The sequence below is a fragment of the Pantoea sp. FN0305 genome, assembly GCF_050113845.1.
GTDB lineage: Bacteria > Pseudomonadota > Gammaproteobacteria > Enterobacterales > Enterobacteriaceae > Mixta > Mixta alhagi.
Genome location: NZ_JBNJSN010000007.1, coordinates 43168 through 69209, shown reverse-complemented (window position 1 = coordinate 69209; position 26042 = coordinate 43168). Strand labels below are relative to the sequence as shown.

23 protein-coding genes are annotated in these 26042 nt (G+C 53.9%); 8 read left to right on the top strand and 15 right to left on the bottom strand.

Features of this window, described 5'->3' with window-relative positions; genetic code table 11:
* Nucleotides 1–2: 2 nt before the first annotated feature.
* From ACQE3Y_RS14640 to mdcA, 6 genes are all read right to left on the bottom strand, one after another.
* Complete coding sequence (locus tag ACQE3Y_RS14640; protein ID WP_250650873.1) at nucleotides 3–962, bottom strand: AEC family transporter; 960 nt, start codon at nucleotides 960–962, stop codon at nucleotides 3–5.
* 127 nt (nucleotides 963–1089) lie between these two features.
* On the bottom strand, nucleotides 1090–1890 hold the full coding sequence (mdcE, locus tag ACQE3Y_RS14635) for a biotin-independent malonate decarboxylase subunit gamma (protein ID WP_426981967.1): 801 nt from the start codon (nucleotides 1888–1890) through the stop codon (nucleotides 1090–1092).
* A complete protein-coding gene (locus tag ACQE3Y_RS14630) occupies nucleotides 1887–2720 on the bottom strand; it encodes a biotin-independent malonate decarboxylase subunit beta (RefSeq protein WP_426981966.1) in 834 nt (277 codons plus the stop codon). The genes mdcE and ACQE3Y_RS14630 overlap by 4 nt, the downstream gene beginning before the upstream one ends.
* On the bottom strand, nucleotides 2713–3012 hold the full coding sequence (mdcC, locus tag ACQE3Y_RS14625) for a malonate decarboxylase acyl carrier protein (RefSeq protein WP_085070106.1): 300 nt from the start codon (nucleotides 3010–3012) through the stop codon (nucleotides 2713–2715). The genes ACQE3Y_RS14630 and mdcC overlap by 8 nt, the downstream gene beginning before the upstream one ends.
* A 7-nt stretch (nucleotides 3013–3019) precedes the next feature.
* Nucleotides 3020–3880, bottom strand: coding sequence for a triphosphoribosyl-dephospho-CoA synthase (locus ACQE3Y_RS14620; protein WP_426981965.1), 861 nt, complete (start codon nucleotides 3878–3880; stop codon nucleotides 3020–3022).
* The gene (mdcA, locus tag ACQE3Y_RS14615; RefSeq protein ID WP_426973518.1) at nucleotides 3880–5535 is read right to left on the bottom strand and encodes a malonate decarboxylase subunit alpha; all 1656 of its coding nucleotides are present in this window, start codon (nucleotides 5533–5535) and stop codon (nucleotides 3880–3882) included. Before mdcA ends, ACQE3Y_RS14620 begins: the two co-directional genes overlap by 1 nt.
* Before the next feature lie 849 nt (nucleotides 5536–6384).
* Between mdcA and ACQE3Y_RS14610 the strand changes: the two genes are divergently transcribed.
* Nucleotides 6385–7005: a response regulator gene (locus tag ACQE3Y_RS14610; RefSeq protein WP_426973517.1), complete on the top strand. Its 621-nt coding sequence runs from the start codon at nucleotides 6385–6387 to the stop codon at nucleotides 7003–7005.
* Between the two features lie 107 nt (nucleotides 7006–7112).
* Here ACQE3Y_RS14610 and ACQE3Y_RS14605 read toward each other — a convergent pair whose 3' ends face one another.
* The 4 genes from ACQE3Y_RS14605 to ACQE3Y_RS14590 form a co-directional block, all read right to left on the bottom strand.
* A complete protein-coding gene (locus tag ACQE3Y_RS14605) occupies nucleotides 7113–7718 on the bottom strand; it encodes a hypothetical protein (RefSeq protein ID WP_426981964.1) in 606 nt (201 codons plus the stop codon).
* 214 nt (nucleotides 7719–7932) lie between these two features.
* Nucleotides 7933–9342, bottom strand: coding sequence for a PLP-dependent aminotransferase family protein (locus ACQE3Y_RS14600; RefSeq protein ID WP_426981963.1), 1410 nt, complete (start codon nucleotides 9340–9342; stop codon nucleotides 7933–7935).
* Between the two features lie 87 nt (nucleotides 9343–9429).
* Nucleotides 9430–11520, bottom strand: a complete 2091-nt coding sequence (locus ACQE3Y_RS14595; protein ID WP_426973513.1) for a putative bifunctional diguanylate cyclase/phosphodiesterase — start codon at nucleotides 11518–11520, stop codon at nucleotides 9430–9432.
* Nucleotides 11521–12064: 544 nt separating this feature from the next.
* A complete protein-coding gene (locus ACQE3Y_RS14590; protein WP_426981962.1) occupies nucleotides 12065–13390 on the bottom strand; it encodes an MFS transporter in 1326 nt (441 codons plus the stop codon).
* A 318-nt stretch (nucleotides 13391–13708) separates the two neighbouring features.
* Here ACQE3Y_RS14590 and ACQE3Y_RS14585 point away from each other — a divergent pair, with 318 nt between their 5' ends.
* Nucleotides 13709–14602, top strand: coding sequence for an SDR family oxidoreductase (locus ACQE3Y_RS14585; protein ID WP_085070080.1), 894 nt, complete (start codon nucleotides 13709–13711; stop codon nucleotides 14600–14602).
* 335 nt (nucleotides 14603–14937) lie between these two features.
* Here ACQE3Y_RS14585 and exbD read toward each other — a convergent pair whose 3' ends face one another.
* Entirely contained in the window at nucleotides 14938–15360 is a 423-nt protein-coding gene (exbD, locus tag ACQE3Y_RS14580; protein WP_085070078.1) for a TonB system transport protein ExbD, read from the bottom strand.
* A 5-nt stretch (nucleotides 15361–15365) separates the two neighbouring features.
* On the bottom strand, nucleotides 15366–16103 hold the full coding sequence (gene exbB / locus ACQE3Y_RS14575; protein ID WP_426973744.1) for a tol-pal system-associated acyl-CoA thioesterase: 738 nt from the start codon (nucleotides 16101–16103) through the stop codon (nucleotides 15366–15368).
* Between the two features lie 353 nt (nucleotides 16104–16456).
* On the opposite strand from exbB, the gene ACQE3Y_RS14570 reads away from it, so the two are divergent.
* From ACQE3Y_RS14570 to ACQE3Y_RS14550, 5 genes are all read left to right on the top strand, one after another.
* Nucleotides 16457–17434, top strand: a complete 978-nt coding sequence (locus tag ACQE3Y_RS14570) for a TRAP transporter substrate-binding protein (RefSeq protein WP_426973508.1) — start codon at nucleotides 16457–16459, stop codon at nucleotides 17432–17434.
* A gap of 52 nt (nucleotides 17435–17486) precedes the next feature.
* Complete coding sequence (locus ACQE3Y_RS14565) at nucleotides 17487–17993, top strand: TRAP transporter small permease (protein WP_426973506.1); 507 nt, start codon at nucleotides 17487–17489, stop codon at nucleotides 17991–17993.
* Between the two features lie 13 nt (nucleotides 17994–18006).
* Nucleotides 18007–19293, top strand: a complete 1287-nt coding sequence (locus ACQE3Y_RS14560; protein ID WP_426973504.1) for a TRAP transporter large permease — start codon at nucleotides 18007–18009, stop codon at nucleotides 19291–19293.
* Between the two features lie 192 nt (nucleotides 19294–19485).
* Nucleotides 19486–20679 (top strand): cystathionine beta-lyase, encoded by a 1194-nt coding sequence (gene metC / locus ACQE3Y_RS14555; protein ID WP_426973502.1) that lies wholly within the window; start codon nucleotides 19486–19488, stop codon nucleotides 20677–20679.
* A gap of 124 nt (nucleotides 20680–20803) precedes the next feature.
* The gene (locus tag ACQE3Y_RS14550; RefSeq protein ID WP_426973500.1) at nucleotides 20804–21463 is read left to right on the top strand and encodes a DedA family protein; all 660 of its coding nucleotides are present in this window, start codon (nucleotides 20804–20806) and stop codon (nucleotides 21461–21463) included.
* Nucleotides 21464–21485: 22 nt separating this feature from the next.
* On the opposite strand, the gene ACQE3Y_RS14545 is transcribed toward ACQE3Y_RS14550, so the two are convergent.
* Nucleotides 21486–22379, bottom strand: coding sequence for an AraC family transcriptional regulator (locus ACQE3Y_RS14545; RefSeq protein ID WP_250650885.1), 894 nt, complete (start codon nucleotides 22377–22379; stop codon nucleotides 21486–21488).
* Between the two features lie 199 nt (nucleotides 22380–22578).
* On the opposite strand from ACQE3Y_RS14545, the gene dkgA reads away from it, so the two are divergent.
* On the top strand, nucleotides 22579–23403 hold the full coding sequence (gene dkgA / locus ACQE3Y_RS14540; RefSeq protein WP_426973497.1) for a 2,5-didehydrogluconate reductase DkgA: 825 nt from the start codon (nucleotides 22579–22581) through the stop codon (nucleotides 23401–23403).
* A gap of 307 nt (nucleotides 23404–23710) precedes the next feature.
* Here the strand turns inward: dkgA and ftsP are convergent, their stop codons facing one another.
* Complete coding sequence (ftsP, locus tag ACQE3Y_RS14535; protein ID WP_426973496.1) at nucleotides 23711–25135, bottom strand: cell division protein FtsP; 1425 nt, start codon at nucleotides 25133–25135, stop codon at nucleotides 23711–23713.
* Between the two features lie 99 nt (nucleotides 25136–25234).
* Complete coding sequence (locus tag ACQE3Y_RS14530; RefSeq protein WP_426973495.1) at nucleotides 25235–25972, bottom strand: 1-acylglycerol-3-phosphate O-acyltransferase; 738 nt, start codon at nucleotides 25970–25972, stop codon at nucleotides 25235–25237.
* Nucleotides 25973–26042 lie beyond the last annotated feature (70 nt).

Genomic DNA, 26042 nt, shown 5'->3' with positions numbered 1-26042 from the left:
AATTACATTCCTGCGGTTAAAGAGATAAATAGCGGCAGCGTGACGATACAGAGCACTGAGCTAATCAGCAAGGCGGCTTCCGCATCGGGAGACTGCACGCCAAACCGGTTGCCGAATACCACGCCGAAGAAACCTGCAGAGAGCGCGATCATCAGAATTGCCGTAATCGCCAGCGAACCCTGTAACCCCATCATCAGCACCAGCGCCCAGGCGATCAGCGGTTGAATCAGTAGTTTAGTGATGCTGGAGAGCGCCACTGCGCCGTTCAGTTTCAGCTGACGCGCCGACAGGATCAAGCCGGTCAGGAACAGCGCGGCGGCGGTAGCGGCCAGGCCCAGCGGTTTAATTGCCGTCAGCACCAAATCAGGCATATGAATACCCAGCGCTGATAGCACCACGCCCAGCAGCGGACCCCAGACGATCGGCTTTTTCACCGAGCGCCACATCAAAACCGGTAGCATGGTCAGCGACGAGCCCTGCACCGTACCTGCCGTACGCGCTTTTTCACGTTCCAGAATCAGCAGACAGAACGGCGTCATCAGCACCGAACCGCAGGCAATTGAGACCGCAACCGAAAGCGACGTGCTGCCTGACTCGCCCAGGACGCTGCCCAGAATCGGCAGACCCAGCGCGGCATAGTTTGGCAGTGCAACCGTCAGCGTCAGCACGGCGGCATCCTGCGGCGACTTATGGAACCACTTAATGCAAATAAAGTAGATGGCGGCGTAGGTGATCCACATTGCCAGCGTCAGCACCACCACCAACGGCATCTGTTCAACAATGCCGCTCCAGGGCGTCTGCACGGTAGCGCTAAACAGCGCAGCCGGCAGTGCAAAATCCATCACAAAGATATTCAGTAAAGCAACGTTCTTGTTATCCACCATTTTTGCCTTACCGGCCATAAAGCCTAACAGCATAATGATGAAAATTGGGGCAAGCGCGTGGAGAATGATGTATGTCATATTTCACCTGTATAACAAAGCGTTGTAATTAGCACAGGTGCGATGGTTTATTATTTTTACAGGCTATTTTTCTGGATGGGCAGCGTGTGCCCATCACTATCGACCTGGCAGGTTTGTCTTAACATGATTACCAATTTGCGCGCATACGCTCGCGTACCAGCACAGAGCTGCGGCGGTTGTCGCCACGTAGACGATGCTTCAGCGTGCGATCGCCCTCACGCGCATCTTTGATGGCGCGAATCAGCGACTCGGTCACCTGCTGTTTTTCCTGCTCGCCCGGCGCATCAGGTTTGGCAATGTTCAGCATTTCATCGAGGATGCCCAGCGTCTGGAAATTTTTGACGTCATAGGCCATCGGCGGCACGGTAGAGGCCAGCTCGATCAGCGCTTCTACGCTGCGCAGCGTGATACGCGCCGCTGATGCCTGTCCCATTGCATGGATCATGACGCCAGGATCGTTGAAGGCGATCAGCCGGTTTGCCTGATAGCCATGCGCCAGAAACGCGCCGGACATCGCTTTGCCAACGATCAGACCGATAACCGGATGGCCCGCCAGACGCGCCTGCGCCCAGGCCGCCGCCGAGGCTGCCAGCGCCTGATGGATACCAAAGGCTTCTTCACGACGACCATAGGCCTGGCTCGGCACATCAATCACCGCCACGATGGGGCGTTTATGCTCCGCCTGTTCATCAGCAGCGATGGTTTCCTGCACCACCTTCGCCAGCGTCCAGCCTTCAAGCAGGCCGACTTCCCCGCCTGCAGCACGCGGGAAATGGTTGTTTTCATCGGGTACCACGGCGATATAACGCACGCTTTCACCGCCCAGCTCGGCATCCGCCGCCTGGACCGACGGACAGAGACCGCCTAAACGCGGCGCGTCCTGACTCAGCAGCGTTAGCCAAATCTCGCCACGACTGTTGGTTTTCATAACGCATCCCCCGCAAAAAATTGTTGAATTTGTTCGCTTTCCGGCTGCTGAGTGGTATCCACCTTGTTCAGACGTGCCAGCATGGCCTGATAGTTATCGGTGCGGTGCCGCGCCGGAACGCCACGCGCCAGTGCTTTAGTCACCGCATCTTTCACCGCGTGTACGCCATCATTGACCAGTACGTCGGCCAGCCCGCTGCGATAGCGTGCTTCGCCGCCGGTCATGCGCCAGATAAATGGACGATCGCGCGAGTCATATTCATCAATACCCGCTTCCTGTTCGATAACCTGCGGGCCGTTCAGCCCCAGGCGCGCTCCACGGGTAACAATCAGCGAGCTGCACAGTCCAGCGGCAATCGACATCCCGCCAAAGCAGCCAACGGTACCGGCAATAACGCCGATCACCGGGGTATAGCGGCGTAAATCAACGATTGCCGCATGAATATCCGCGATCGCCGCCAGCCCCAGGTTAGCTTCTTGCAAACGTACCCCACCCGTTTCCAGGCAAAGCACCGCCTGCGTGGGCACGCCACGGCGATGATCGTCTGCCGCCAGCTCTAACGCTGCTGCCATTTTCGCGCCGGAGACTTCCCCCATACTGCCGCCCTGGAAGGTGCCTTCGATGGCGATCACCACCGTGGGCTTGCCCTCAATGGTGCCTTTTGCCACCACCATGCCGTCATCGGCCTGTGGCACAATGCCCTGCATCGGCAGCCACGGCGACATCACGCCGTCGAACGGATCGAGCAATTCGCGGTAAGACCCTTCATCCAGCAGCAGACGTGCGCGTTCACGCGCCCGCAGCTCAATAAAACTGCTGTCGTTACGCATTGGCCGCCTCCTCAAATACCTGTTCGATACGAATACGCGCGACGCCTGGCGTAGCGCCAAAATCATGAATCGTCAGTTGACCTGCCGGTAGTTCAGTTAGCGTGCTGAGACGGTCAAACAGCGCCCGCCAGCGCGCTTCAAAATTGACGATGGAAGTGGTGATGCTGACTTCCAGTCTTTCGCCTTGATCGGCGACAAACAGGGCTTCCATATCACCGGAGCCCACAACGCCAGCCAGCGCACGTCCATACAGCGTGCGAGTGGCGGGGTAAGAAAGTGTGATTTGTTCCATAACATCCTCAATCTGTAGGTAAGCAAATACCATCGAGAAACAGCGTGGCCGCCAGCAGATCAGCTGCTCCGCCTGGCGAAGCGTTGAGCTGCAGCATGGCGGCATCGAGACGGGCCAGCGCCTGGCGTCCGACGGGCATTGCACAGCCGCCTGCGTCCAGCACCTGCTGTGCGCCCTGCTGCATCGCCTGCAGGCCGGTCAGACCCGCGCGTGACAGCACGCAGGTATCGCTTAGCGAGGTCATGATCGCCATCAGAGCGTCAATGCGCGCCTCCGCTTCCGCTGCGCCAGCCGCACGGCTGCGACGAAGCTGGGGCAGCGCGAGCCGGGAAATATGCGGAAAAGCCTGCTGCGCCTCTTCACGCGCACCGGGAACCCGATAACGCTGCGTTGCCCGCAACCCTTTGCTGAAGCTGCGCGGCGCGCGATCGTCCGGCAGACGTGCCAGCGTGGCGGCAGCCTGACAAATAGCGGTGGCCTCAGCTTTGCCATCCAGCATCGCCGCACCGCTGACCAACAGTCCCAGCGCCCAGATCGCGCCACGATGGGTATTGACGCCCTGCGTAGCGGCCATCATTTGCGCTTCGCCAGCGCGCCCCAGTTCGCCGACCTGCTGACGCAGCGCAATATCCGCTGGACGCAGCCAGCTGTGCAGCGCCAGCGCATAAAAGGTCCGCTCCAGCGCGCAGGCGGATCGCTCCATCAGCGCCAGATTTAAATCCTGATGCGCCCCGCTGCCGCGCCCGTCAACCAGGCCCGGCTTCGGCGTTAAACGCGCTTCGGCGATCAGAGCGGCCCTGGCCTGTTCCGCCAGCCGTAAAGCCAGCGTTTCGGCACGCTGCGGTGAGAGTTGCGGTTGGGTTGCCATTACCAGCTCCGGAATTTAGCCGGTGGGTTATAGAGACCGCCTGACCATTCCACCAGATCCGCCACGCTACCTGCGGCCAGCAGAGAACGGTTGGCTTCGCTACGTCGAATCCCTAAATCTTCCGGCCAGGCAATTTTGCCTTCCTGACGCAGCTTCGCGACGCGCTGAGCATCAACGCCCAGACCGATATCGGTAATCCCGGCTACCGCAGCCACCATCGCCCGACGTTCTTCCATTGACTCGGCGCGGTAGAGGTAAGCGATACCTTCTTCGGTAAGAACATGAGTAACGTCTTCGCCGTAAATCATGACCGGTGCCAGCGGCATTGAGGAGGCTTTCGCCACATCAACGGCATCCAGCTTCTCGACGAAAGTAGGCTTGCCGCCCGCCTGGAAGGTTTCCACCATCTGCACCACCAGTTTGCGGCCGCGCACCATGGGATCGGGCTTGTCGATCATTGCCAGCCAGGCCGGTGTGGCGTGGCGACGGCCATGGGGATCGTGACCCATGTTCGGCGCGCCGCCGAAGCCGGAAAGACGGCCACGGGTTACGGTTGAGGAGTTGGCGTAGCCGTCTACCTGTAGCGTTGAGCCGATAAACATATCCACCGCATACTGACCGGCCAGCTGACACATGGCGCGGTTGGATCGCATTGAACCGTCCGAGCCGGTAAAGAAGATGTCGGGACGCGCGGCAATGTAATTTTCCATGCCCAGTTCGCTACCGAAGCTGTGAATGCTTTCTACCCAGCCGCTTTCAATAGCTGGAATCAATGTCGGATGCGGGTTCAGCGTCCAGTGTTTACAAATTTTGCCTCTCAGCCCCAACTGTTCGCCCCAGGTCGGCAACAGCAGTTCAATGGCGGCGGTATTGAAACCGATACCGTGATTCAGCGACTGCACCTGATGTTCGGCGTAGATGCCCTTGATCGCCATCATTGCCATCAGGATATGTTCCTGTTTGATCAGGCGCGGATCGCGTGTAAACAGCGGCTCTATAAAGAAAGGCTGATCGGCTACCACCACGTAATCGATCCAGGATCCGGGAATATCGACGCGCGGCAGATCGCTAACGTCATCCACCAGCTCATTGACCTGAGCGATAACGATACCGTTACGGAAAGCGGCGGCCTCGACCAGCGCGGGCGTATCTTCCGTGCTGGGACCGGTATAAAGGTTGCCCTGGCGGTCAGCCTTGAAGCCCGCCACCAGCGCTACGTTCGGCACCAGATCAACATACAGACGGGCATAAAGTTCGATGTAAGTGTGGATAGCACCGATTTCCAGTTGACCATCTTCCAGCAGCTGCGAAATGCGCAGGCTTTGCGTGCCGGAGAAAGAGAAATCGAGCTTACGGGCGATGCCCTTTTCAAAAATATCAAGATGCTCGCTGCGGCTGACGCTCGGCATAATCATATGCAGATCGTGTACCTTTTGCGGATTAACCTCTGCCAGCATACGTGACAAAAAATCGGCCTGTTTCTGGTTATTCCCTTCCAGCACCACGCGGTCGCCGGGGGCAATCAGTTTTTCCAGAACGGTGGGTAAATCATGAGTGGGCAGAACTTTACCTGGGATAGAGAGAGACGCGATGCGTCGCTGTTTCTCTGTACGACGCGTATCCCAGACGCGGCCTGCCGATGCTTCAGGCAACATGGCTAACCTCCTGGCTTGATAGTGATTTAACTAAAATCGACAGCAGGAAGTTTCCGCCTGACAGGCTGAAGCATCAATTAAGGTTGACGTCAAAACATTAGCCTGAGAGTAATGGAATTCTCTCGTATCTGGTATAGCTTAAACGGGTTGGCTTGCGTTTAAGTTTGCTATGCGTTGGGAAAAGCGCGCCATACCGCTAAGAGTAAAGGATTTAATTTATCGCTACGCTGCCAGAAAGCTTGATTCTATGGCTTATCCCTCCCTGACACGCACAAAATAATTATTACGCTAAACGGCTCTGGGTCACAAAAACACAGCGTAAACGTTTACACAGCAGACTCACCGGACTTAAGTACAGTTCTCTCATCATTCCTGTGATGCGGTTCCGCTTTAAGCGTAAAAAGGCGCTGGTTTTCTGCTGTATGCCCAGGCCCGTCTGTTTTATTTAAAAAAACGGGACTAATATTTACTTCATCCAACTTTTGTTAAACCTGCTGTCGTTAATAATAGTTTTTACAGAGAAGCTTTATTCAATAACTTATTTCCCTGAATTTTGTCTTCAATCAATCTCTGGCAGTAAATAATCCTTTCCCATATTTTTACTTTTTGATGAGAGGCCGGATTTAAAAAGTTGTGAGAAAGCAGACCCTGTGAGTAATTAAACCTACCGGTTTTGCATTCAAATCAGAGAATAGCGGCGCGTTGCGTATCAGTAACGCAGCTTAATTAGAGACAATTCTCACATTGATAGATTAGGTGGAAAGTTATACTGCTTCACTGACTACGCCAGGAATACAAATGGATAAATATTATTATTTATGGATTTTATAATATCACTCAGGATTAATTATGATTAACACAGTATTTATTGTTGATGACCACCCTTTTATCTGTTCGGGCATTAAGACGTATTTACGCGCTAACGGCTATACCATTGCCGGCATCGCGCAGGATGGCGTTTCGGTGATTGCGGATGTTGGCCTGCATCGTCCCGATCTGGTGATTATGGATCTCAATATTCCGGGCAGGGACGGTATGCAAGTCATTGAAAGCCTGAAGCGTATTAACGTACAGCAAAAAATCATCGTATTAACCGCCTCCGAAAGCAAGTTCCATATGCAGCGCTGCCTGCTGCTGGGCGTTGATGGCTATTTGTGTAAAAGTCATGATATTACCCAGCTGTTACAGGCGATTCGCAGCATCGATAAAGGTATTAAATTCTATCCCTGCTCGCAAGATACAGAGGTAAAAGCGGTGCATTCAGAAAGTGAAAAATTAATGTCGCTTTCCCGCCGAGAGCTAACGGTACTCAGGAAACTGGCTGCCGGATATTCTAATAAAGAAATAGCCTTACAGCTTTCACTTAGCAATAAAACCATCAGCACCTATAAAATTAAAATATTGCGCAAGCTGGGTATAAAAAGCGTGGTTGATATTAATGAAGTCGCTAAAAGAAATTATCTGGTTTAACCGGTTAATTGCGTACAGAGATCTCTTTAATTCTTTCAATAAAACAGGCGTGTCAAAAGCGATGAATTTAACCCGAGCGGGCAGCCTGTCGCCGCCCCGTCTCTGGTTTAATTATGATGGGCCTGTTGCTGTGCAACGGGATGCCAAAAATCGGTTACCGCACCTTCGCCGCCGGTTAGCGGATCGAACTGCGGTAACGGCACCCGTTTAATGGTGCTCAGGGATTTCTCCAGGATACTTCTATCGTCACGCAACGTATCGGGCTCCATGCCTGCCGGATAAGCGCCAACGGTAAAGAAATCTTCGCTGGCTGCAATCTGCTGATGCCCTACGCCTGCTGGAATAAGTACCGCATCGCCCATGCGCAGCGTTACCATGCGGCCGCTTTCGCCGCCAAACAGTACTTCAGCCCAGCCCGCGCTGACGCCCAACAGCTCATGACAGTTAGAGTGATAATGCGTCCAGGGAAAAATATCGGCGCGCCAGCGTGGCGGCCAGTGGTGTTCCGTAAACCGCTGTTCGAACCAGGCCGCAATGTCCTCAACATCATTTGGCACCACGCGCGGGTAGATAATCAACGGCAACGGGTTATTCGGAATACCGTTTGAAGGCATAGCCAGCATCAGATGCTGCGGGTTGTTGGACGTCCCCGCAAAAGGTGTGCCTGCCGCAAATGACATCATTGTCATAAGACTGCACGATGAGGGAAACATACTACGCCTCCATGTTGGTCATAATGTTAATTGATTGTGGCAAAAGTTAATAACTTTGCAATAGGAATAACGACCAATTCACAATAAATTTCTTTGAAATTCAATACTTAAGTCAAATTACCCTACCAGCGTGGCGTGCATTCATTTTTTTACGCATTTTCATGGCCGCGTTAAAGTATGCCAGGCCACTGTTACAGCTTTTTGCTAACGCTTGTTACATCATGGCGGCAATCAACCCTCCCAGGATGGCCACAGCCGCTTCCTGTGCGCTATCCCACGGCCAGGAAGTATTAAAGCGAAAGTAGTTCGCGTACTGCTGTCCTGAGGAAAACATGCTGCCTGGCGCGATGCTGATGTTATGTCCCAGCGCGCGATAGTAGAGTTGTGTCGCGTTTACCTGTCCGGGTAGTTCAATCCATAAAAAGTAGCCGCCGCGTGAATCATTGATTTTGGCACCATAGGGCAGATGGCGCTTGAGCGACTGCCGGGCCAGATTTTTGCGCTGCTCCAGTACCTGACGCAGCTTGCGCAAGTGACTGTCATAGCTACGGGTACTCAGGTAGTTCGCCAGCGCCAGCTGCATCGGCGCGCTGGTGGCAAGCGTACTCATTAGCTGCAGCCGCTGAATACGCTGCGCCTGTTTGCCCGCCGCTACCCAGCCTACGCGAAAGCCCGCTACCAGATTTTTGGAAAAGGATGAGCAGTGCAGTACGTTACCCTGACGATCAAACGTTTTAGCCGGTAACGGTTTATCGGCACCAAAGTAAAGCTCGCTGTAAACATCATCCTCAATCAGCGCCACCTGATGCGCTGCCAACAGCGCAACCAGCGCCTTTTTTTTCTCCCGGCTCAGGGTAAACCCTACCGGATTCTGATGATTGGTCATCAGCCAGCAGGCTTTGATCGGCCAGCGTTTTAACGCCTGCTCAAGCTCGTTTAAATCCATGCCGTGCTGAGGATCGGTGGCGATGGCCACGGCTTTTAGCTTTAGACGTTCAATAGCCTGTAGCGCGCCGTAAAACGTTGGATTTTCTACCACCACCCAGTCGCCTGGCTCGGTGACCGCCTGCAAACTCAGGCTTAGCGACTCCATTGCTCCGTTAGTAATCACAATCTCATCCGGCGAAACGGCAATCCCCTGTTGAGCGTAGCGACGAGCCAGCGTTTTACGCAGCGCTTCGTTGCCGGGTGGCAGATTATTAATGGCGTCGCCCGGCGTCAGACGATGAGAAACATGATTCAGGGCGCGCATTAGCTGGCGCTGCGGAAAAAGCTCCGGATCGGGAAAGGCGGAGCCGAACGGGATAATCAGTGGATCGCGGCAGGCTTGTAACACATCGAAAATAAAGGAATTTATATCAACCGCCTCTGCCAGTTGCACCTTTTGATGGTTAACCGGCTGGCTGAGAAATTCAGCGCGCGGCGCAACATAATAGCCGGACTGCGGTCGTGAAACGATGCTGCCCTGGCTCTCCAGCACCTGATAAGCATGCATCACCGTCATCAGGCTCATGCCGCTCTGGCTAACCTGATCGCGCAGCGAAGGGAGCTTTTCGCCCGGCAGCCAGATTTCGGCATCTATTTGCGCCTGGATTTGCTCCACCAGCTGAAGATACTTTGCCATAAACTGTTACAGGTCCCGGAAGGCTAAAGGGCAACTATTATAGTTTTTCCCGGGTACAGCGGATATCCCAGCCGCCCTTTTTCTCTATCAGGCAATTTCAGCTGACTCGTTCTCCTGAGTTTTGATAAATTCTTTCAGCTCATGGATACGCTCAGGAGGGATCGGTTTTCCCAACAGATAGCCTTGTAAGCTGTTACAGCCAAGATGGGTTAAAAAGGCCTGCTGCTCCGGCGTCTCTACCCCTTCCGCCACCACTTTGAGGTTAAGCGACTGCGCCAGCGCCACAATTGCAGAGACAATGGTGGCATCTCCGCTGTCTTCGCTGAGTTCGTTTACAAAGGCCCGATCGATTTTCAGTTCGCTGGCAGGCAGACGTTTCAGATAGAGCAGGCTGGAATAGCCGGTACCGAAGTCATCGATCGAAGCATTCACCCCGAGATCGGTTAGCGCCGTGAGAATGCGCACGCTCTCATCAGGATTGCGCATCGCGGTGGTTTCAGTGACCTCCAGCGTTAGAAGATGCGGCGGGATATGATGTTTTTCCAGCGCCGTCATGACGGTATCAACCAGGCTATTCTGTTCAAATTGCAACGCCGACAGGTTAACCGCTACGGACCAGTTTTTATGCCCCTGTTTATGCCATTCATGTAGCTGTCGGCAGGCTTCATTAATTACCCAGTTACCTACGCCAATAATCAAGCCGCTCTTTTCCGCCAGCGGCAGGAAAGTATCCGGCGGCAGCAGGCCATGCTGCGGATGTTGCCAGCGCAGCAGCGCCTCAAAGCCCACAATCGGGCCGCTTGGTGCGGTATATTTCGGCTGATAGAACAGCCGCAGCTCACTTTTATCCAGCGCCAGCCACAGATCGTTGATCAGCTGAAGCTGATTTTGCGCAATGGTGTTCATTGAAGGCTGGAAGAAATAATAGCCGTTGCGCCCGTTGTTTTTGGTGTGATACATGGCAGCATCGGCGTTAAACATCAGTTCACGTTCATCAACGCCATCTCCCGGATAAACCGCAATGCCAATACTGACCGAAACATTAAGTTCATAGCGTGAGATGTTAAAGGGTTTCCCTATCAATTTGACCAGCGCATCTGCGGTAACCGCAGCTTCGTTTGGCTCTTCGATTTCCATCAGCAGCACAAATTCATCGCCGCCCAGCCGCGCCAGCGTGTAATGCCCGTTGATACTGGTGGTCATACGTTCCGTCACCGCTACCAGCAGACTGTCACCGATATGATGTCCAAATGCGTCATTGACCGCCTTAAAGCCATCAAGATCCATAAACATCAGCGCAAAACGGCTATGTTCCCGCGTCGCTTTATTGATCGCCTGATCGAGACGATCCTCCAGCAGAATACGGTTCGGCAGGCGCGTCAGATTATCCTGCAATGCCAGTTGCGCCAGCTCGCGGTTGGCTTCCGCCAGGGATGAGGCGAGCATTGACGTACGCGCCTGCATGCGCGCATCAAGCATCGAAACCAATAGCGTAATACCGAGAATAGAGAGCGAGACCACCGCCACCAGAATCGCCAGCCAGTCGCTGTCTACGCCCTGGTGCATCATATGGCTTTGGGTGGGGAAACTGGCGGCGACCATGCCGGTATAGTGCATACCGGCAATAGCAAACCCCATGACTATCGCCGCGCCCGCGCGCAGCAGCGCCAGACGGCCTGCCCCTTTACGCAGCCGGAACGCCAGCCACAGCGCAGTGCCTGATGCCAGCAAGGCGATAACCACCGAAACAAGCACCCAGCCCCATTTCCAGATAATCTCCGGCTCAAGCATCAGCGCGGCCATACCGGTGTAATGCATCGCTGCCACGCCGCTGCCCAGAATCAATGCGCCATAGCTTAAACGCGGCCAGCGCAGTTCACCGTAGCAGACGATCCACAGTGCAAACAGCGAGGCGGCGACAGCAATAATCATCGACAGTAGCGTCAGCGGGCCGTTGTAGCTCATCATCATCGGCATCTTCATTGCCAGCATACCGATAAAATGCATCGCCCAGATGCCAATACCCATGGCAAATCCACCGCCAAGCAGCCAGGCCTGAGCTGCTCTGCCGGTGCTGTTTACTACCCGGCCTGCCATATCCAGCGCAGTATAGGAAGCCAGAAAAGCCACGATTATCGATACGATAACCATTACCGTATCGTAAGACGTTATCAACATAGACTTATCCGCCAGTTAATGCCTGCAGCAGGCGCAAAGTTAAAAAAGCAACAGCAAGCGTTACACGGTTTGCATTGGATAAGTTATCGGCATACCAGACCCAATACTTATCACTCTCTTGATGAATAAAAGAGATTGCCGGAAACTACATCCTGCCAGCGGCGGACATTGTTCAACGATAAACGAAAAATATATAAAAATTGTTTTAGTTTATTTAGCAAACAACCCCTGGTACCGACGGACTTCAGGACTGATTGCTTATTTCCCTGCCAGCAATAAGGCTTTATAACAACTTGTTTTAGTGCCAGATTAATCAGGTTAGCCTGTAAGAAGGCGATTTTCTCATGCCAAAAAAGAAAATAATACTGTTAAACATTTACGGATAGATATCACTGAGGGGGATCGGCGGGTTGACCTTAAATAAGTCCAGGTCCCTAACGTGTTGCGGCTTAATAAATATATAGTATTAAAATTTCCATTTTCTGGTACCCGCTTTGCCAGAGCGGGTTATACAGTAAAAGTCATTTATTGATTAAGTCTATCATTAGCTTGCCGTAGAGGCCGTGACAACGCCACCCTGACGCCTTTGATACTGCTTCAGCAAACGCCTGATAAGCAAAGTGCCCAGCAAACCACAGACCGCAGCGATGGTTAACCAGACGCCGGGCATCGCTTTGTCGCCAGTCGCATGAATAAGATAGCTGGAAATCGCTGGCGTAAAGCCGCCAAACAGCGCAGTCGCCAGGCTGTAGGCCAGCGAGAAGCCACTGGCACGCACTTCGGCAGGCATGACTTCGGCCAGGTAGACCACCATCGCGCCGTTATAGCTGGCATAAAGGAAAGAGAGCCACAGCTCCGCCTCCAGCAGATGGCTAAAAGAGGGTGATCCCACCAGCCAGTGCAGCACAGGCCAGGCGGTCGCTATTATTAACAGGGTAAAGGTAATTAATAACGGACGACGACCAACGCGATCGGATAAGGCCCCCATTAGCGGCAGCCAGATCAGGTTGGAGAGCCCGATACACAGCGTAACGAGAAAGCTCTGTTTATCGCTCATCATCAACACGGTTTTGCCGAAGGTCGGGGTGAAAGCGGTGATCATGTAAAACATCACGGTAGTGGTTACCACCATGAGCATACCTGCCAACACCAACGCCCAGTTACCGGCAACCGTACGCATAATCGCGCGCATTGAAGGATGCTGCTTACGCTGACTAAAGGCTTCAGTTTCTTCCAGCATACGACGGATCCAGAACAGAAACGGAACAATCAGGCAACCCACCACAAACGGGATACGCCAGCCCCATTCGGTGACCTCCTGCGGCGCCAGCAGATGGTTAAGCAGCAGGCCAAGCAGCGCGGCAAAGATCACCGCGATCTGCTGGCTGCCGGACTGCCAGCTAACATAAAAACCTTTACGTCCTTTGGGAGCGACTTCACTCAGATAAACAGAAACTCCGCCCAGCTCGACGCCGGCGGAGAACCCCTGCAATAAACGTCCCAGCAGGATCAGAATCGGCGCGGCGACGCCGAGCGTGGCGTAGCCCGGTACGCAGGCGATAGTGAGCGTGCCCAGCGCCATCAGCCCCAGCGTAAGCAGCAAACCTTTACGCCTTCCGTGATGATCGATATACGCACCCAATACAATTGCGCCCAGCGGACGCATCAGAAAACCTGCGCCAAAGGTCATTAGCGTCAACATTAGCGAGGCGAATGGATTATTGCCTGGAAAGAAGGTTTTGGCGATTGCGCTGGCATAATAGCCGAATACCATAAAATCATACATTTCGAGAAAATTGCCGCTGGTGACGCTGAAGATGGTTTTAGCGGCGCTGCGGCGCGAGTTTTGTAAATTTTTAGCTGACTTCATACTGGCTTCCTTGTGTTTTTTCCCGTTGTAGCCCGATTCCTGTCCGCATAATGTGATGATAATCACCATTTCAGTTTACAAAACGATCGCTTTAGTAACCATTATTTAACAAAGCGGCGTAGGGATTATTTTTCGCTGGAAAATGCACTTTTTGATGGGGATTATTCATATTTATTAATATTTTCTCGCATTTTTTCTTCACGCTTTTTTCTATTGCTGACAGTGACTTGACTGGTATGAGCAGTTACAGGACTCGACAACCCGTGGGTTTCTCCTAGCCTTAACAGTGAATTTTGTTTGAATACATCAGGAGGAAACATGGCAGACCAGAATAAAATGCAGAATCCTCTCACCCAGTATTACAGCGGGGAATACCCGAAACAGCGCCAGCCCGCACCTGGCATCCAGCAGGATATGCAGCCGGTGCCGGACTGCGGAGAGCAAAGCTACCGTGGCAGCCAGCGCCTCGAAGGACGCAAGGCGCTGGTGACCGGCGCTGATTCCGGTATTGGCCGTGCCGCCGCTATTGCCTATGCACGTGAAGGTGCGGATGTGGCGATTAACTACCTGCCCGCTGAACAGCGTGACGCAGAAGAAGTGGCCAACTATATCCGCGAGGCAGGCCGCAAAGTTGTGCTGATTCCGGGCGATATCAGTGAAGAGGCGTTTTGTAAACAGCTGGTCGCGCAGGCGCATGAAGAACTGGGCGGGCTGGATATCCTGGCGCTGGTAGCGGGTAAACAGGTGGCGGTTGAACAGATTGCTGAGCTGACCACTGAGCAGTTCCGTAAAACCTATGAGACCAACGTGTTCTCTCTGTTCTGGATCACTCAGGCCGCTATTCCGTTACTGCCGGAAGGCGCCTCAATTATTACCACGTCATCCATTCAGGCTTACCAGCCAAGCCCGCATCTGCTGGACTACGCTTCCACCAAGGCGGCAATCCTTGCCTATACCCGCGCGCTGGCGAAGCAGGTTGCAGAGAAAGGCATTCGCGTTAACAGCGTAGCGCCAGGCCCCATCTGGACCGCATTGCAGATCGCCGGCGGCCAGCCGCAGGAGAAACTACCGGAGTTTGGTAAGCAGACGCCGATGAAGCGAGCTGGTCAGCCAGCCGAGCTGGCAGGCGTTTATGTCTACCTGGCCTCGCAGGAATCCAGCTATGTGACGGCGGAAGTGCATGGCGTGACCGGTGGTGAACATCTGGGCTAAGATTTGATTGGCCTGTGCTCTGGAGGTTTATCTCCAGCGTAGCGAGAGTGCCGCAGCGGATAACGCTGCGGCATTTTTTATGCGCCAACAACCCTTTGGTCTCATATTTGCGCGTAGAGTCACCATAACCATAGCCATAGCCATAGCCATAGCCATAGCCATAGCCATAGCCATAATAGTTTCCTTTCTTTGAAGGTTTTGGCTTATTTTACAGCGACGTTGGTGCAGGCGGGTTTAAAGTGCAGTGGGTTGAAAGCTTAGCGCTATTCATGCGCGTAACAAACAAGCGCGACAAAAAACAGAGGGTGTTTACCGGGGCATACTGCCCCGGTCGGTTACTTTTGCGCGGTTTCCATGCCCATCAGGCCAATCTTGAGATAGCCTGCGCCGCGTAACGCATCCATGGCGCTCATCAGCGTTTCATAATCCACAGACTTATCGGCCTGGAAAAAGATAGTGGTATCTTTTTTGCCTTCGGTCTGTGCATTTAGCACCTCAATTAATTTATCTTTGGTCACTGCTTCATTGCCGATATACATCTGTTTATCTGCCTTAATTGAAAGATAAACCGGCTTTTCGGGACGCGGCTGCGGCGCGCTGGTCGAGGCGGGCAGGTTAACCCGCACATCTACCGTGGCCAGCGGCGCGGCTACCATGAAAATAATCAGCAGCACCAACATCACGTCGATAAACGGCGTCACGTTGATTTCGTGCATTTCGCCGTTACTGTCTAAGTCGTCATTTAACCGCATCGCCATAACGCTTAACCTACCCGCAGTTTATGCGCACTCTGTACCGGCTGCGCGTCGTTTTTGCTGCGCGCCAGGTCAAGATCGCGGCTTTGCAGCAGCAGAACCTGCGCCGCGACATCGCCCAGGCCCGCTTTGTAGCTGGCGATCATGCGCGCAAAGATATTGTAGATGACTACCGCCGGGATAGCGGCAATCAGGCCGATAGCCGTTGCCAGCAGCGCTTCAGCGATGCCCGGCGCGACAACCGCCAGGTTGGTAGTTTGCGTTTGAGCGATGCCGATAAAGCTGTTCATGATGCCCCAGACGGTGCCGAACAGGCCGATAAAGGGTGCCACAGAGCCGATAGTCGCCAGGAAGCCGTTGCCGCGACCGGCGTGACGGCTGATAGCCGCAACGCGTCGTTCCAGGCGGAAACCGGTGCGCTCTTTGATGCCTTCGTTATCATCTGAACCAGCTGAAAGCTCCAGTTCATTCTGCGCTTCCTGTAGCAGCAGCGCGCTCTGGCTGCGTGCATGAAAACTGTCGCTGAGCTCGGCTGCCTGACGCAGCGAACGCGCTTCCGCCAGCGTCTGCTGTTCCTGTTTCAGACGCCGACGCGCTGAGGTCAGTTCAGTGAATTTGCCGAAGAAGATGGTCCAGGTGACAACGGACGCCATAAGCAACCCAATCATTACCGTTTTTACTACGATGTCCGCATGTTCATACATGCCCCAGACAGAGAGATCCGTCTGCATCAGTTCATTGGTCACCACGCTATTTCTCCAACCTTAAGATGAGTCATTCAAACAGTTCCGGATCATACCAAAACAAAAGCGAATTGATACTAGTTCTCATTACTATTTACAAACATTTCTCGCGCTTTTGTGGTTTCCCGGGCGGTGTGGCGGAATGATGTAAGCGGTTAGTTTTTAAATTGTGACGCTGCGTATAAATTTATTAAAACATCGTTTTAATTATGTGATGGGATTCATCCAATTCATCTGCGCCAATTTTTCACCTGCGCAATTTATTTATAGTGAATCAGCCCTGCTGGCCTCTGACCTTTACTCTCCCCTCTTTCAGACCAGAAACCGGGCTCCCTTTAAGCGCAGGAGAACATCATATGAAAATGAAAAAACTGTTGCTGGCATTGTCGCTGGCATCCACCGCGCTGTTTGCTTCTACAGTCGCCTCGGCAAAGGTACTGAAGGTAGCGGAAGTCCAGCCTGCCGGTTATCCCACCGTTGTTGCACTTGAACATATGGGGGAAAAGCTGAAGCAGGCAACCAATGGTCGGCTGGAAATGCGAATTTATGCTGGCGGTACGCTGGGCGATGAAGAGCAAACGCTGCAGCAGGTGCAGCTCGGCGCGATAGATATGATCCGCGTCTCGCTGGCACCGGTCTCGACTATCGCACCGGAAACCGGCGTGTTGACGCTGCCCTATATTTTCCGTGATGAAAATCATATGCACCAGGTGTTGGACGGCGAACCCGGCAAAGCGATTGTGGAAAAGTTTGAGCAGAATCCCCGCTCGCGCATGGTGTTCCTTGGCTGGACCGACGCGGGCGTACGCAACATGATCACCAAAGATCCGGTAACGAAGCCGGAGGATCTGAAAGGGATGAAGATCCGCGTACAGAATAGCGCCATTTCGCTGGCAACGCTGAAGGCGATGGGCGCTAACCCGGTAGCGATGGGCGTCAGCGAAGTATTCAGCGCGATGCAAACTGGCGTGGTGGACGGCACGGAAAATAACCCGCCCACCTTTGTCGCCCATAACTATCTGCCGGTGGCGAAGTATTACACCCTGACCGGGCACTTTATCCAGCCGGAAATGATCCTGTTCTCTAAACGCAGCTGGGACAAACTTTCAGCTGAGGATCAGGCCCTGTTGCGCAAGCTGGGCAAAGAAGCACAGGAAGATGAGCGTAAGCTGTGGGCTGAATATAACCAGCAATCGCTGGATAAAATGAAAGCGGCCGGCGTGACCTTCCAGCAGATCGATCGCGACGGATTTATGAAGGCGACGCAGCCGGTCCGCGATCAATACGGTAAAGACTACCAGGATCTAATGCAGCAAATCGCTGCGGTGAAATAACCTTTTCCTTGCGCCACGTCTCCTCGTGGCGCTGCTAATCAGGTAACACACTATGTCTGCATATTCACGTTTGATGGATGCGGTCTACCTGCTGTGCATGATGATTGCCGCCGTTTCTTTATTATTAATGGTGACCGTGATCCCCATCGGCATTTTTGCCCGCTATGTAATGAACGATTCCCTCTCCTGGCCAGAGCCGGTCGCCATTGTTTGCATGATTATTTTCACCTTTATTGGCGCGCCGGTAGGATTTCGGGCAGGCACCCATATTAGCGTAACAATGGTGACCGATCGTCTTTCAGCGCACGGGCAAAAAATAGCGACGCTGCTCAGTAATCTGCTCATGCTGGTCGCCTGCCTGGTTATTTTTCAGGCCAGCTATGCCCTGTGCGAAGCGATGTGGTATCAGCCTCAGGCTTCGCTGCCCGCTATCACCTTTGGTCAGATGTATCTGCCCATTCCGGTCGGCGCACTGCTGACTATTCTGTTTGTGATTGAACGCCTGCTGTGCGGCGATCAGTCCGAGCGCCCGCTGGTCAGCCTTGGCGGCACCCACTGATTCGGAGCTTATAATGGACGCACTGATCTTAATTGGCAGTCTGATGATCCTGTTGCTGATGGGCTTTCCGGTCGCTTTTGCCGTCGGACTCAGCGCTTTTATTGGCGCGTGGTGGATCGATCTGCCGCTGGAGGCGGTCGTTATCCAGATTACTAATGGCGTTAATAAATTCTCTTTGCTGACCATCCCGTTTTTTATCCTGGCGGGGGCGATTATGGCTGAAGGCGGCATCGCCCGACGGCTGGTTAACTTTGCCTATATTTTTGTCGGCTTTATCCGCGGCGGGCTGTCGTTAGTGAATATCGTTGCCTCAACCTTTTTTGGCGCGATTTCCGGCTCTTCGGTGGCGGATACCGCTTCCATCGGCTCGGTAATGATCCCGCAAATGGAAGAGAAAGGCTATCCGCGTGACTTTGCCGCTGCGGTCACTGCCAGCGGTTCCGTGCAGGCAATACTGACCCCGCCCAGCCACAATTCAGTGATCTACTCGCTGGCCACCGGCGGCGTAGTGACTATCTCTTCACTGTTTGTCGCCGGTATCGTGCCCGGTTTGCTGCTGGGATTATGTCTGATGGTGATGTGCCTTGGCTTTGCGCGTAAACGCGGCTATCCGCGCGGTGAACGAATCCCCTTCCCTCAGGCTATAAAAATCTTTCTTGACGCTTTTTGGGGCCTGTTTACCGTGGTGATTATCCTCGGCGGCATTCTATCCGGTATTTTTACCGCGTCGGAATCAGCGGCCATCGCCTGCGTGTGGGCCTTTTTCGTCACCATGTTTATCTACCGTGACTTTAAATGGAGCCAGTTACATATCCTGCTGTTTCGCACCATTAAAACCGTCACCATTGTCATGGTGCTGATTGCCTTTGCTTCCGGCTTCGGCGCGGTAATGACTTTTATGCAACTGCCACAGCTAATTACCGATTTTTTCACCAGCATTTCCGATAATAAATATGTCATTTTGATGTGCATTAATCTGTTGCTGCTGGTGATTGGTACGCTGATGGATATGGCACCGATTATTCTTATCCTGACGCCGGTGCTGCTGCCCGTGACCTCCGCGTTGGGCATTGATCCGGTGCATTTTGGTATGATTATGATGATTAATCTCGGGATCGGTCTGATTACGCCACCGGTGGGTTCGGTGCTGTTTGTCGCCAGCGCGGTCGGCAAGCAGAAAATGGAGCAGGTGGTAAAGGCAATGCTACCGTTTTACTGCGTGCTGTTTGTCGTGCTGCTGCTGATAACCTATGTCCCGGCCATTTCTCTGTGGCTGCCGCATATGATGGGTGTGATGTAACGCGCGCTTGTTTTGCCGCAACGTTTTTTTGCCGTAGCGGTGACAAGAATAATGCCCGGCTGACGATGAAGGATTGTCGTCAGCCTTTCTCTCTCTGGCTACTGTCTGATAGTGGCAATTCGCTCTCAACCCCGACCCGCTAAACGTGGTAAGTTAACGCCTCACTACAGGTAAGGCAGGACCGCTGGCAGCATGTCGAAAAAAAATATTGAAACCGCACTGATTAGCGCAGGACGACAACCACGTTACACGCAGGGCTCCGTTAACAGCGTTATTCAACGCGCCTCTTCGCTGGTATTTGCTACCGTTGCCGATAAGAAACGCGCCACCGCCGGGCGTGCGCAGGGCGAACTGTTTTATGGCCGCCGTGGCACCCTAACGCATTTCTCGCTCCAGGAGGCAATGTGTGAGCTGGAGGGCGGCGCGGGCTGTGCGCTTTATCCTTGCGGAGCGGCAGCGGTATCCAATGCGATACTGGCATTTGTCGAAGCGGGCGACGAGGTCCTGATGGCCGGTTCGGTTTATGAGCCTACCCAGGATTTCTGCAATAAGCTTCTCGCTAAACTGGGTGTGACGACACGCTATTTCGATCATCTTGCCGGTGCTGATATCGCCGATATGGTGCAGCCTCATACCAAAGTGGTTTTCCTCGAATCGCCCGCTTCGATCACTATGGAAGTGCAGGATGTGCCCGCTATTGTGCAGGCGGTACGCAGCAAAGCGCCCGATGCGATTATTATGCTGGATAATACCTGGGCTGCCGGTTTGCTGTTCCGTCCGCTGGATCACGGCGTGGATATCTCTATTCAGGCAGGCACCAAATATCTGGTGGGTCATTCTGATGCGATGATCGGCACCGCCGTCAGCAATGCGCGCTGCTGGGATCGCCTGCGTGAAAATTCCTATCTGATGGGGCAAATGGTGGATGCGGATACCGCGTATGTTACCAGTCGCGGCCTGCGTACGCTGGCGGTGCGCCTACGCCAGCATCAAGAAAGCGCGCTGGCGGTAGCTGAATGGCTGTCGACACGCCCGGAAGTAGCGCGCGTTAATCATCCGGCGTTGCCGCAGTGTCCTGGCCATCAAGCCTGGAAACGCGATTTTAGCGGCAGCAGTGGTCTGTTTTCTTTTGTGCTGGCGCAAAAACTGAGCGATGAAAAGCTGGCAGAATTCCTCGATGGTTTCCATCACTTCAGCATGGCGTACTCCTGGGGCGGATTCGAGTCACTGATCCTGGCCAATCAGCCAGAAGAACTGGCGGCGATTCGTCCGGTGAACGGCGTGGATTTTAGCGGGACCCTGGTGCGGTTGCATATCGGCCTGGAGCATCTCGACGATCTGATTGACGATTTAGCCGCCGGTTTCGCGCGCATCGCCCAACCATAAGCGGTAAACATCACATTAACCTTAAACGGATACTTAACGGGTTGCCCTTTGTCATGCTTCGGCAGAAGACGGGTGTCCCTTTGCAGTTACAATTAAACGATTACCACAGTCAACGAGGAAGCACATGGGTGTGATACATGAGATTGTTCAGGCGCTCTGGCATCAGGATTTTGCCGCGCTGGCCAATCCAGATGTGGTTTGGATCGTTTACGGCATTATGTTTCTTACGCTGTTTCTGGAAAATGGCCTGTTGCCCGCCTCTTTCCTGCCGGGCGACAGCCTGCTGCTGCTGGCGGGCGCGATGATTGCCAAAGGGGTGATGGATTTTATCCCTACGCTGGTCATTCTGACCACTGCCGCCAGTCTCGGCTGTTGGCTAAGCTATTTGCAGGGTCGCTGGCTGGGTAATACCCGACTGGTGAAAAGCTGGCTGATGCATCTGCCCGCGCAATATCATCAACGCGCCTGGCATCTGTTTAACCGCCACGGCCTGATGGCGTTGCTGGTTGGCCGTTTTCTGGCCTTTGTACGTACGCTGTTGCCCACCATGGCGGGCATCTCTGGCCTGCAAAATGGGCGCTTTCAGCTGTTTAATTGGTTGAGCGGCCTGCTGTGGGTGACGATGGTTACCGCTTTCGGCTACGGTATCAGTCAGGTGCCCTTTATTAAGCGTCATGAAGATCAGGTGATGGCGATTCTGATTATTCTGCCCGTCGCCCTGCTGTTTTTGGGTCTGGCAGGCAGCGTTGCGCTTATCTGGAAAAAGCGCCGTCAGCGCGCCTGAGCATTAGCGGCTGGCGGGCCGGTTAGCCTGCCAGCCGCATTCTTGTGATCTCTTCGCCCGGCGTGACGCCGAAGTAGCGCTTAAATTCGCGCGAGAACTGCGAAGCGCTTTCATAACCCACTTTCATTGCCGCCGCGCTGGCTTTTAAGCCCTCCTGCAACATCATGTTGCGCGCCTGATGCAGCCGATAAGTTTTCAGATATTGTAGCGGCGAGGTGCTGGTTACCGCCTTAAAGTTATGATGAAACGCCGAAACGCTCATGTTCACTTCTGCCGCCAGCAGCTCAACGCTAAGGCTGTCGGTATAGCAGCTTTCAATACGCCTCAGCGCTCGCGCTATCTGGCTGAACTGGGTATGGCGGCTAACCAGCGACAGTAGCGCACCGCCGCAGGGACCGGTCAGAACGTAATAGAGGATTTCCCGCACGATTTGCGGCCCGAGCACGCGCGCATCGCGATCTTTTTGCATTACATCCAGTAGCCGTTCGGTCGCACACAGCAGCTCTTCTGAGAGCAGGGCTGAGTGGATCCCCTGGTTTAACGGCTTAGGCTGGAAGCTTTCGTCATTATTAAGTTCGATGAGCAAATCCTGCAGCTTTGGCATATCCACATGCAGCATAATGCCTGCCAGCGGATGTTCCGGCGTGGCGAAAGTTTCGCATTCAAACGGCAACGGAACGGTCAGCATCAGATATTTGCTGGCATCGTAGTTAAAGGTGGTAGTACCGATATAGCCGACTTTTTTGCCCTGAAACAGAATAACAATGCCAGGCCGGTACATGACCGGCGTGCGGCCCAGGGTATTATCAGCATAAAGCAGCTGCACCTCTGGCAGTTCAGGCAAGGCAGCGCGTTCGGCTTTACGCAGCTGAATCACTTTTTGCGCCAGGCCGGCGCAGATCGCTTCCCGATCCATCTTCTCTACTCACGTCAGTTGACCTTTCAGCAAGTTTGCCCCTGGTCAGCAGAATTCTCCAGCGGCCTGGAGAAACAGGCAAGTTTCCGGCAGAAATGAGCATTGGACTTTTTACCACGTCCCGGACGGCTCTGCCGTTACAGCATATCTCGACTAAACTTAAGCGTTATCGGGTCCAACTCACCATTAAGGAGAAGTTATGGCAGACCAACCAATTATTAAACTGCGTGATGGCAATATGATGCCGCAGCTGGGACTCGGCGTCTGGCAGGCCAGCGTAGAGGAAGCGCGCGATGCGGCGCTGAAGGCGCTTGAAGTGGGTTATCGTTCTATCGATACCGCCGCCATTTATAAAAATGAGGAAGGGATAGGTCAGGCGCTGCAACAAACGGATGTGGCGCGTGAAGATATTTTCGTGACGACAAAATTGTGGAATGAGGATCAGTTGAACTGGCAGCAGGCGATGGAAAGCAGCCTGCAAAAATTACAGCTGGAGTATGTCGATCTCTATCTGATGCACTGGCCTTGCCCCGGGAAGGATGATTATGTTGAGGCCTGGCAAGGAATGATCGCGCTGCAGCAGCAAGGGCTGGCGAAAAGCATTGGCGTCTGTAATTTTCAGGAGAAGCATCTGAAGCGGTTAATTGATGAGACGGGCGTTACGCCGGTAGTGAATCAGATTGAGTTGCATCCGCTGCTTCAGCAGCGTGAGCTGCATGCCTGGAATGCCATGCACCAGATCCAAACCGAATCCTGGAGCCCGCTGGCACAGGGCGGCAAAGGCGTGTTCGATCAGGAGGTGATTAAGCAGCTGGCGAAGAAATATGGCAAGACGCCAGCGCAGGTTGTGATCCGCTGGCATCTGGATTGCGGTCTGGTAGTTATTCCGAAATCCGTAACGCCATCGCGCATTGAGGAAAACTTCCACGTGTTTGATTTCCGCCTGGAGAAAACAGAGATCAGCGAGATTGCGAAAATGGATCGCGGTACGCGTCTGGGGCCACACCCGGATGAGCTGAATTGAGGATGATTGATTTAGCGGCTCGCTGCCGCTGACAGTCGCAGTTGATTCTGATAAAAATCGCGGTTGGGTCTAATGAAAATCGCGGTTAGGTCTGGCGCTCCCGCAGGGAGACCGGACCGATCGTAAAGACGCAAACAACGTCATCCCTGACAGCTCGGCCCGCGCCCTCCCTGGCGCGGGACGCTTTACTCTTCTGCCTGGTCTCCCTGCACTTTGGCTTCAGGCATCGCTTTAGAGGGCGTTCACCTGTAGTGCTGAGTGCTTCTTAACGCGCTTTTAAAATCCAACAGGCTATGCAGATATGCGCTTAGCCAACCTGACTCGGCTGCACCAGCAGCTGCCCCGCCGTACCGCGATCCGCCATCTCCAGCGTCTGGCTGTAATACACAAACGGGAAATGTTCAGACGAAGGCTGATTATAAGCCACCAGCAGTTCTACTTCGCCATCCACCCAAACGGTATCTTTCCAGCCGCGATCTTCGCCGAACGGCTGCGCGCCATTGACGCTTTTCACTAAGAAGGTTACGCCCTGAATATGGAACGCCTGCGGCGTATCGGCATGGACGATCCAGCGTTCGTAGCTGCCCTGCTGCGCCTGAATATCAATACGCGACATATCCCACAGCGCGCCGTTAATACCCGGCTGCGCATCGCCCAGACGCAGTTCTCGGGTGCGAATCGGCGTACCGTCGAGCAGTTGATCGGCCAGCAGACGCATAGGCAGATTATCCGTTACCAGCGGCAACAGGCCGGTAGGCCGCAGGGTTAAAATCAGCGTGGAGGTTAAAATACTGGAGGGTTCAAACAGGCCGCGCAACCGATCCATAACGCCCGCCGCCACGCCTGCGGTGATGGAAACTTCCTCACCCTGCGACATATCCAGCAGCACTTCACGTCGCTCACCGGGTGCCAGTGAAAGCTGTTGCACCGCCACCGGCGCTGGCAAAAAGCCCTGATCGCTGGCAATCACATGGAAAGGACGATTATCACTGAGGACCATCTCATAACGGCGGGCGTTAGAGGCGTTCAGCAACCGCAGACGCACCCAGCCGCGCGATACTTCAACAAATGGGTTCTGGACGCCGTTAACCAGCAGCGTATCGCCCATCAGCCCGCCGTTTTCCGGTGGGTTATAGACCGGCGCGCCAAAGTTATCGAGGCGTTTGTCCTGAATAATCAGCGGAAAATCATCCACGCCGTAGTGTTTGGGAATAGGGAGCGATTTGCTCACCTCGTCCTCAATCAGCCACATGCCCGCCAGACCGTTATAGACATGCTGTGCCATCCGGTTCGGCGTGCTGGCATGATACCAGCAGGTGGCGGCGCGCTGGCGCACCGGCAGCACCGGTGCCCAGTCCACGCCCGGCGATATCATCCGCGGCGCTCCGCCGCTCAGCGCGCCCGGCACCAGCAGGCCGCTGACGCTCATCGCGACCGGCTCATTTAGCCGATTATTGTAAATCAGCTTAACGTCATCACCGCTCCAGACGCGCACCGTTGGCCCCAGATAGAGACCATTGATACCCCATACCGGCACCTTGTTATTATCGCCGGAAAAAGACCAGTGGCTGCGCTGCGCCGTAAGAAACAGCGGCTGCCCCCGGCGTGATTCCAGCAGCGGCGGGATCGGTAATGGCGTTTCATTGCCTGCTGCTCGCGCGCTAACTGGCAACGCGCCCGCGCACAGGGCTATGCCCGAAGCCTGTAGAAATTGACGTCGACTGAAAGACATAACGACTCCATAGCGGTGCGCGCGGTGCCTGGCTGACGCGGTCCGTTTTTTATTGTTGTTCAGGAATTGCTGTGGGGCCACGGCTGTGGCCCGTATGAATTATATCTTGCCGCTGGCTTCCCGCTCGGCAACTTCAGCATCCAGCTCGTTAAGCTTGGCCTGCATCAGTTCACGACAGTGTGTAGCCAGCTTACGCACCGACTCTTTCTCAAAGGCGGCAACATCTACCGGTGGCAGCATTTCGATAATCACCAGGCCGTTTTTCCAGCGGTTGAGTTTAATCTTGTTATGCGTTGTCGAGACCACAATCGGGATAATCGGTACGCCTGCGGCAACGGCGGCATGGAAAGCACCGGTTTTAAACGGCAACAGCCCGCGTCCACGACTGCGGGTCCCTTCCGGGAACATCCAAAAAGAGATGCGCTTTCTTTTAAACTCATTCACCACCTTGCCAATGGTGGTATGCGCCCTGGCGCGATTATCGCGGTCAATCAGCAGGTTCCCCGTCAGCCAGTAAAGCAGGCCAAAGAAAGGGATCCAGAGCAGACTTTTTTTGCCTACGGTAACTGTAGATGGCTGCACGATATTCGCCGCGGTAATCATGTCGTAGTTGTTCTGATGGTTGGCAATGTAGATTGCATTGCCGTAATTTTCAGCCCCTTCAGGCTTACGCATCTCAACCTTGACGCCAAACAGCGGCGCCAGCGCGCCAAACAGATGGCCAAACGTGGCGACATGGCGCGGATTACGCGGAGAAAACAGGCACCAGATGCAGCCAAATACACAAACCAGAATTGAATAAATAACAACCAAAAAGACACGTAAAATTAGCAGCATAACGACCTCATTGTGGCTCCCGCCTAAGTATACCGGCTTTATATGAAAACACACCGGTATTACACCGGAG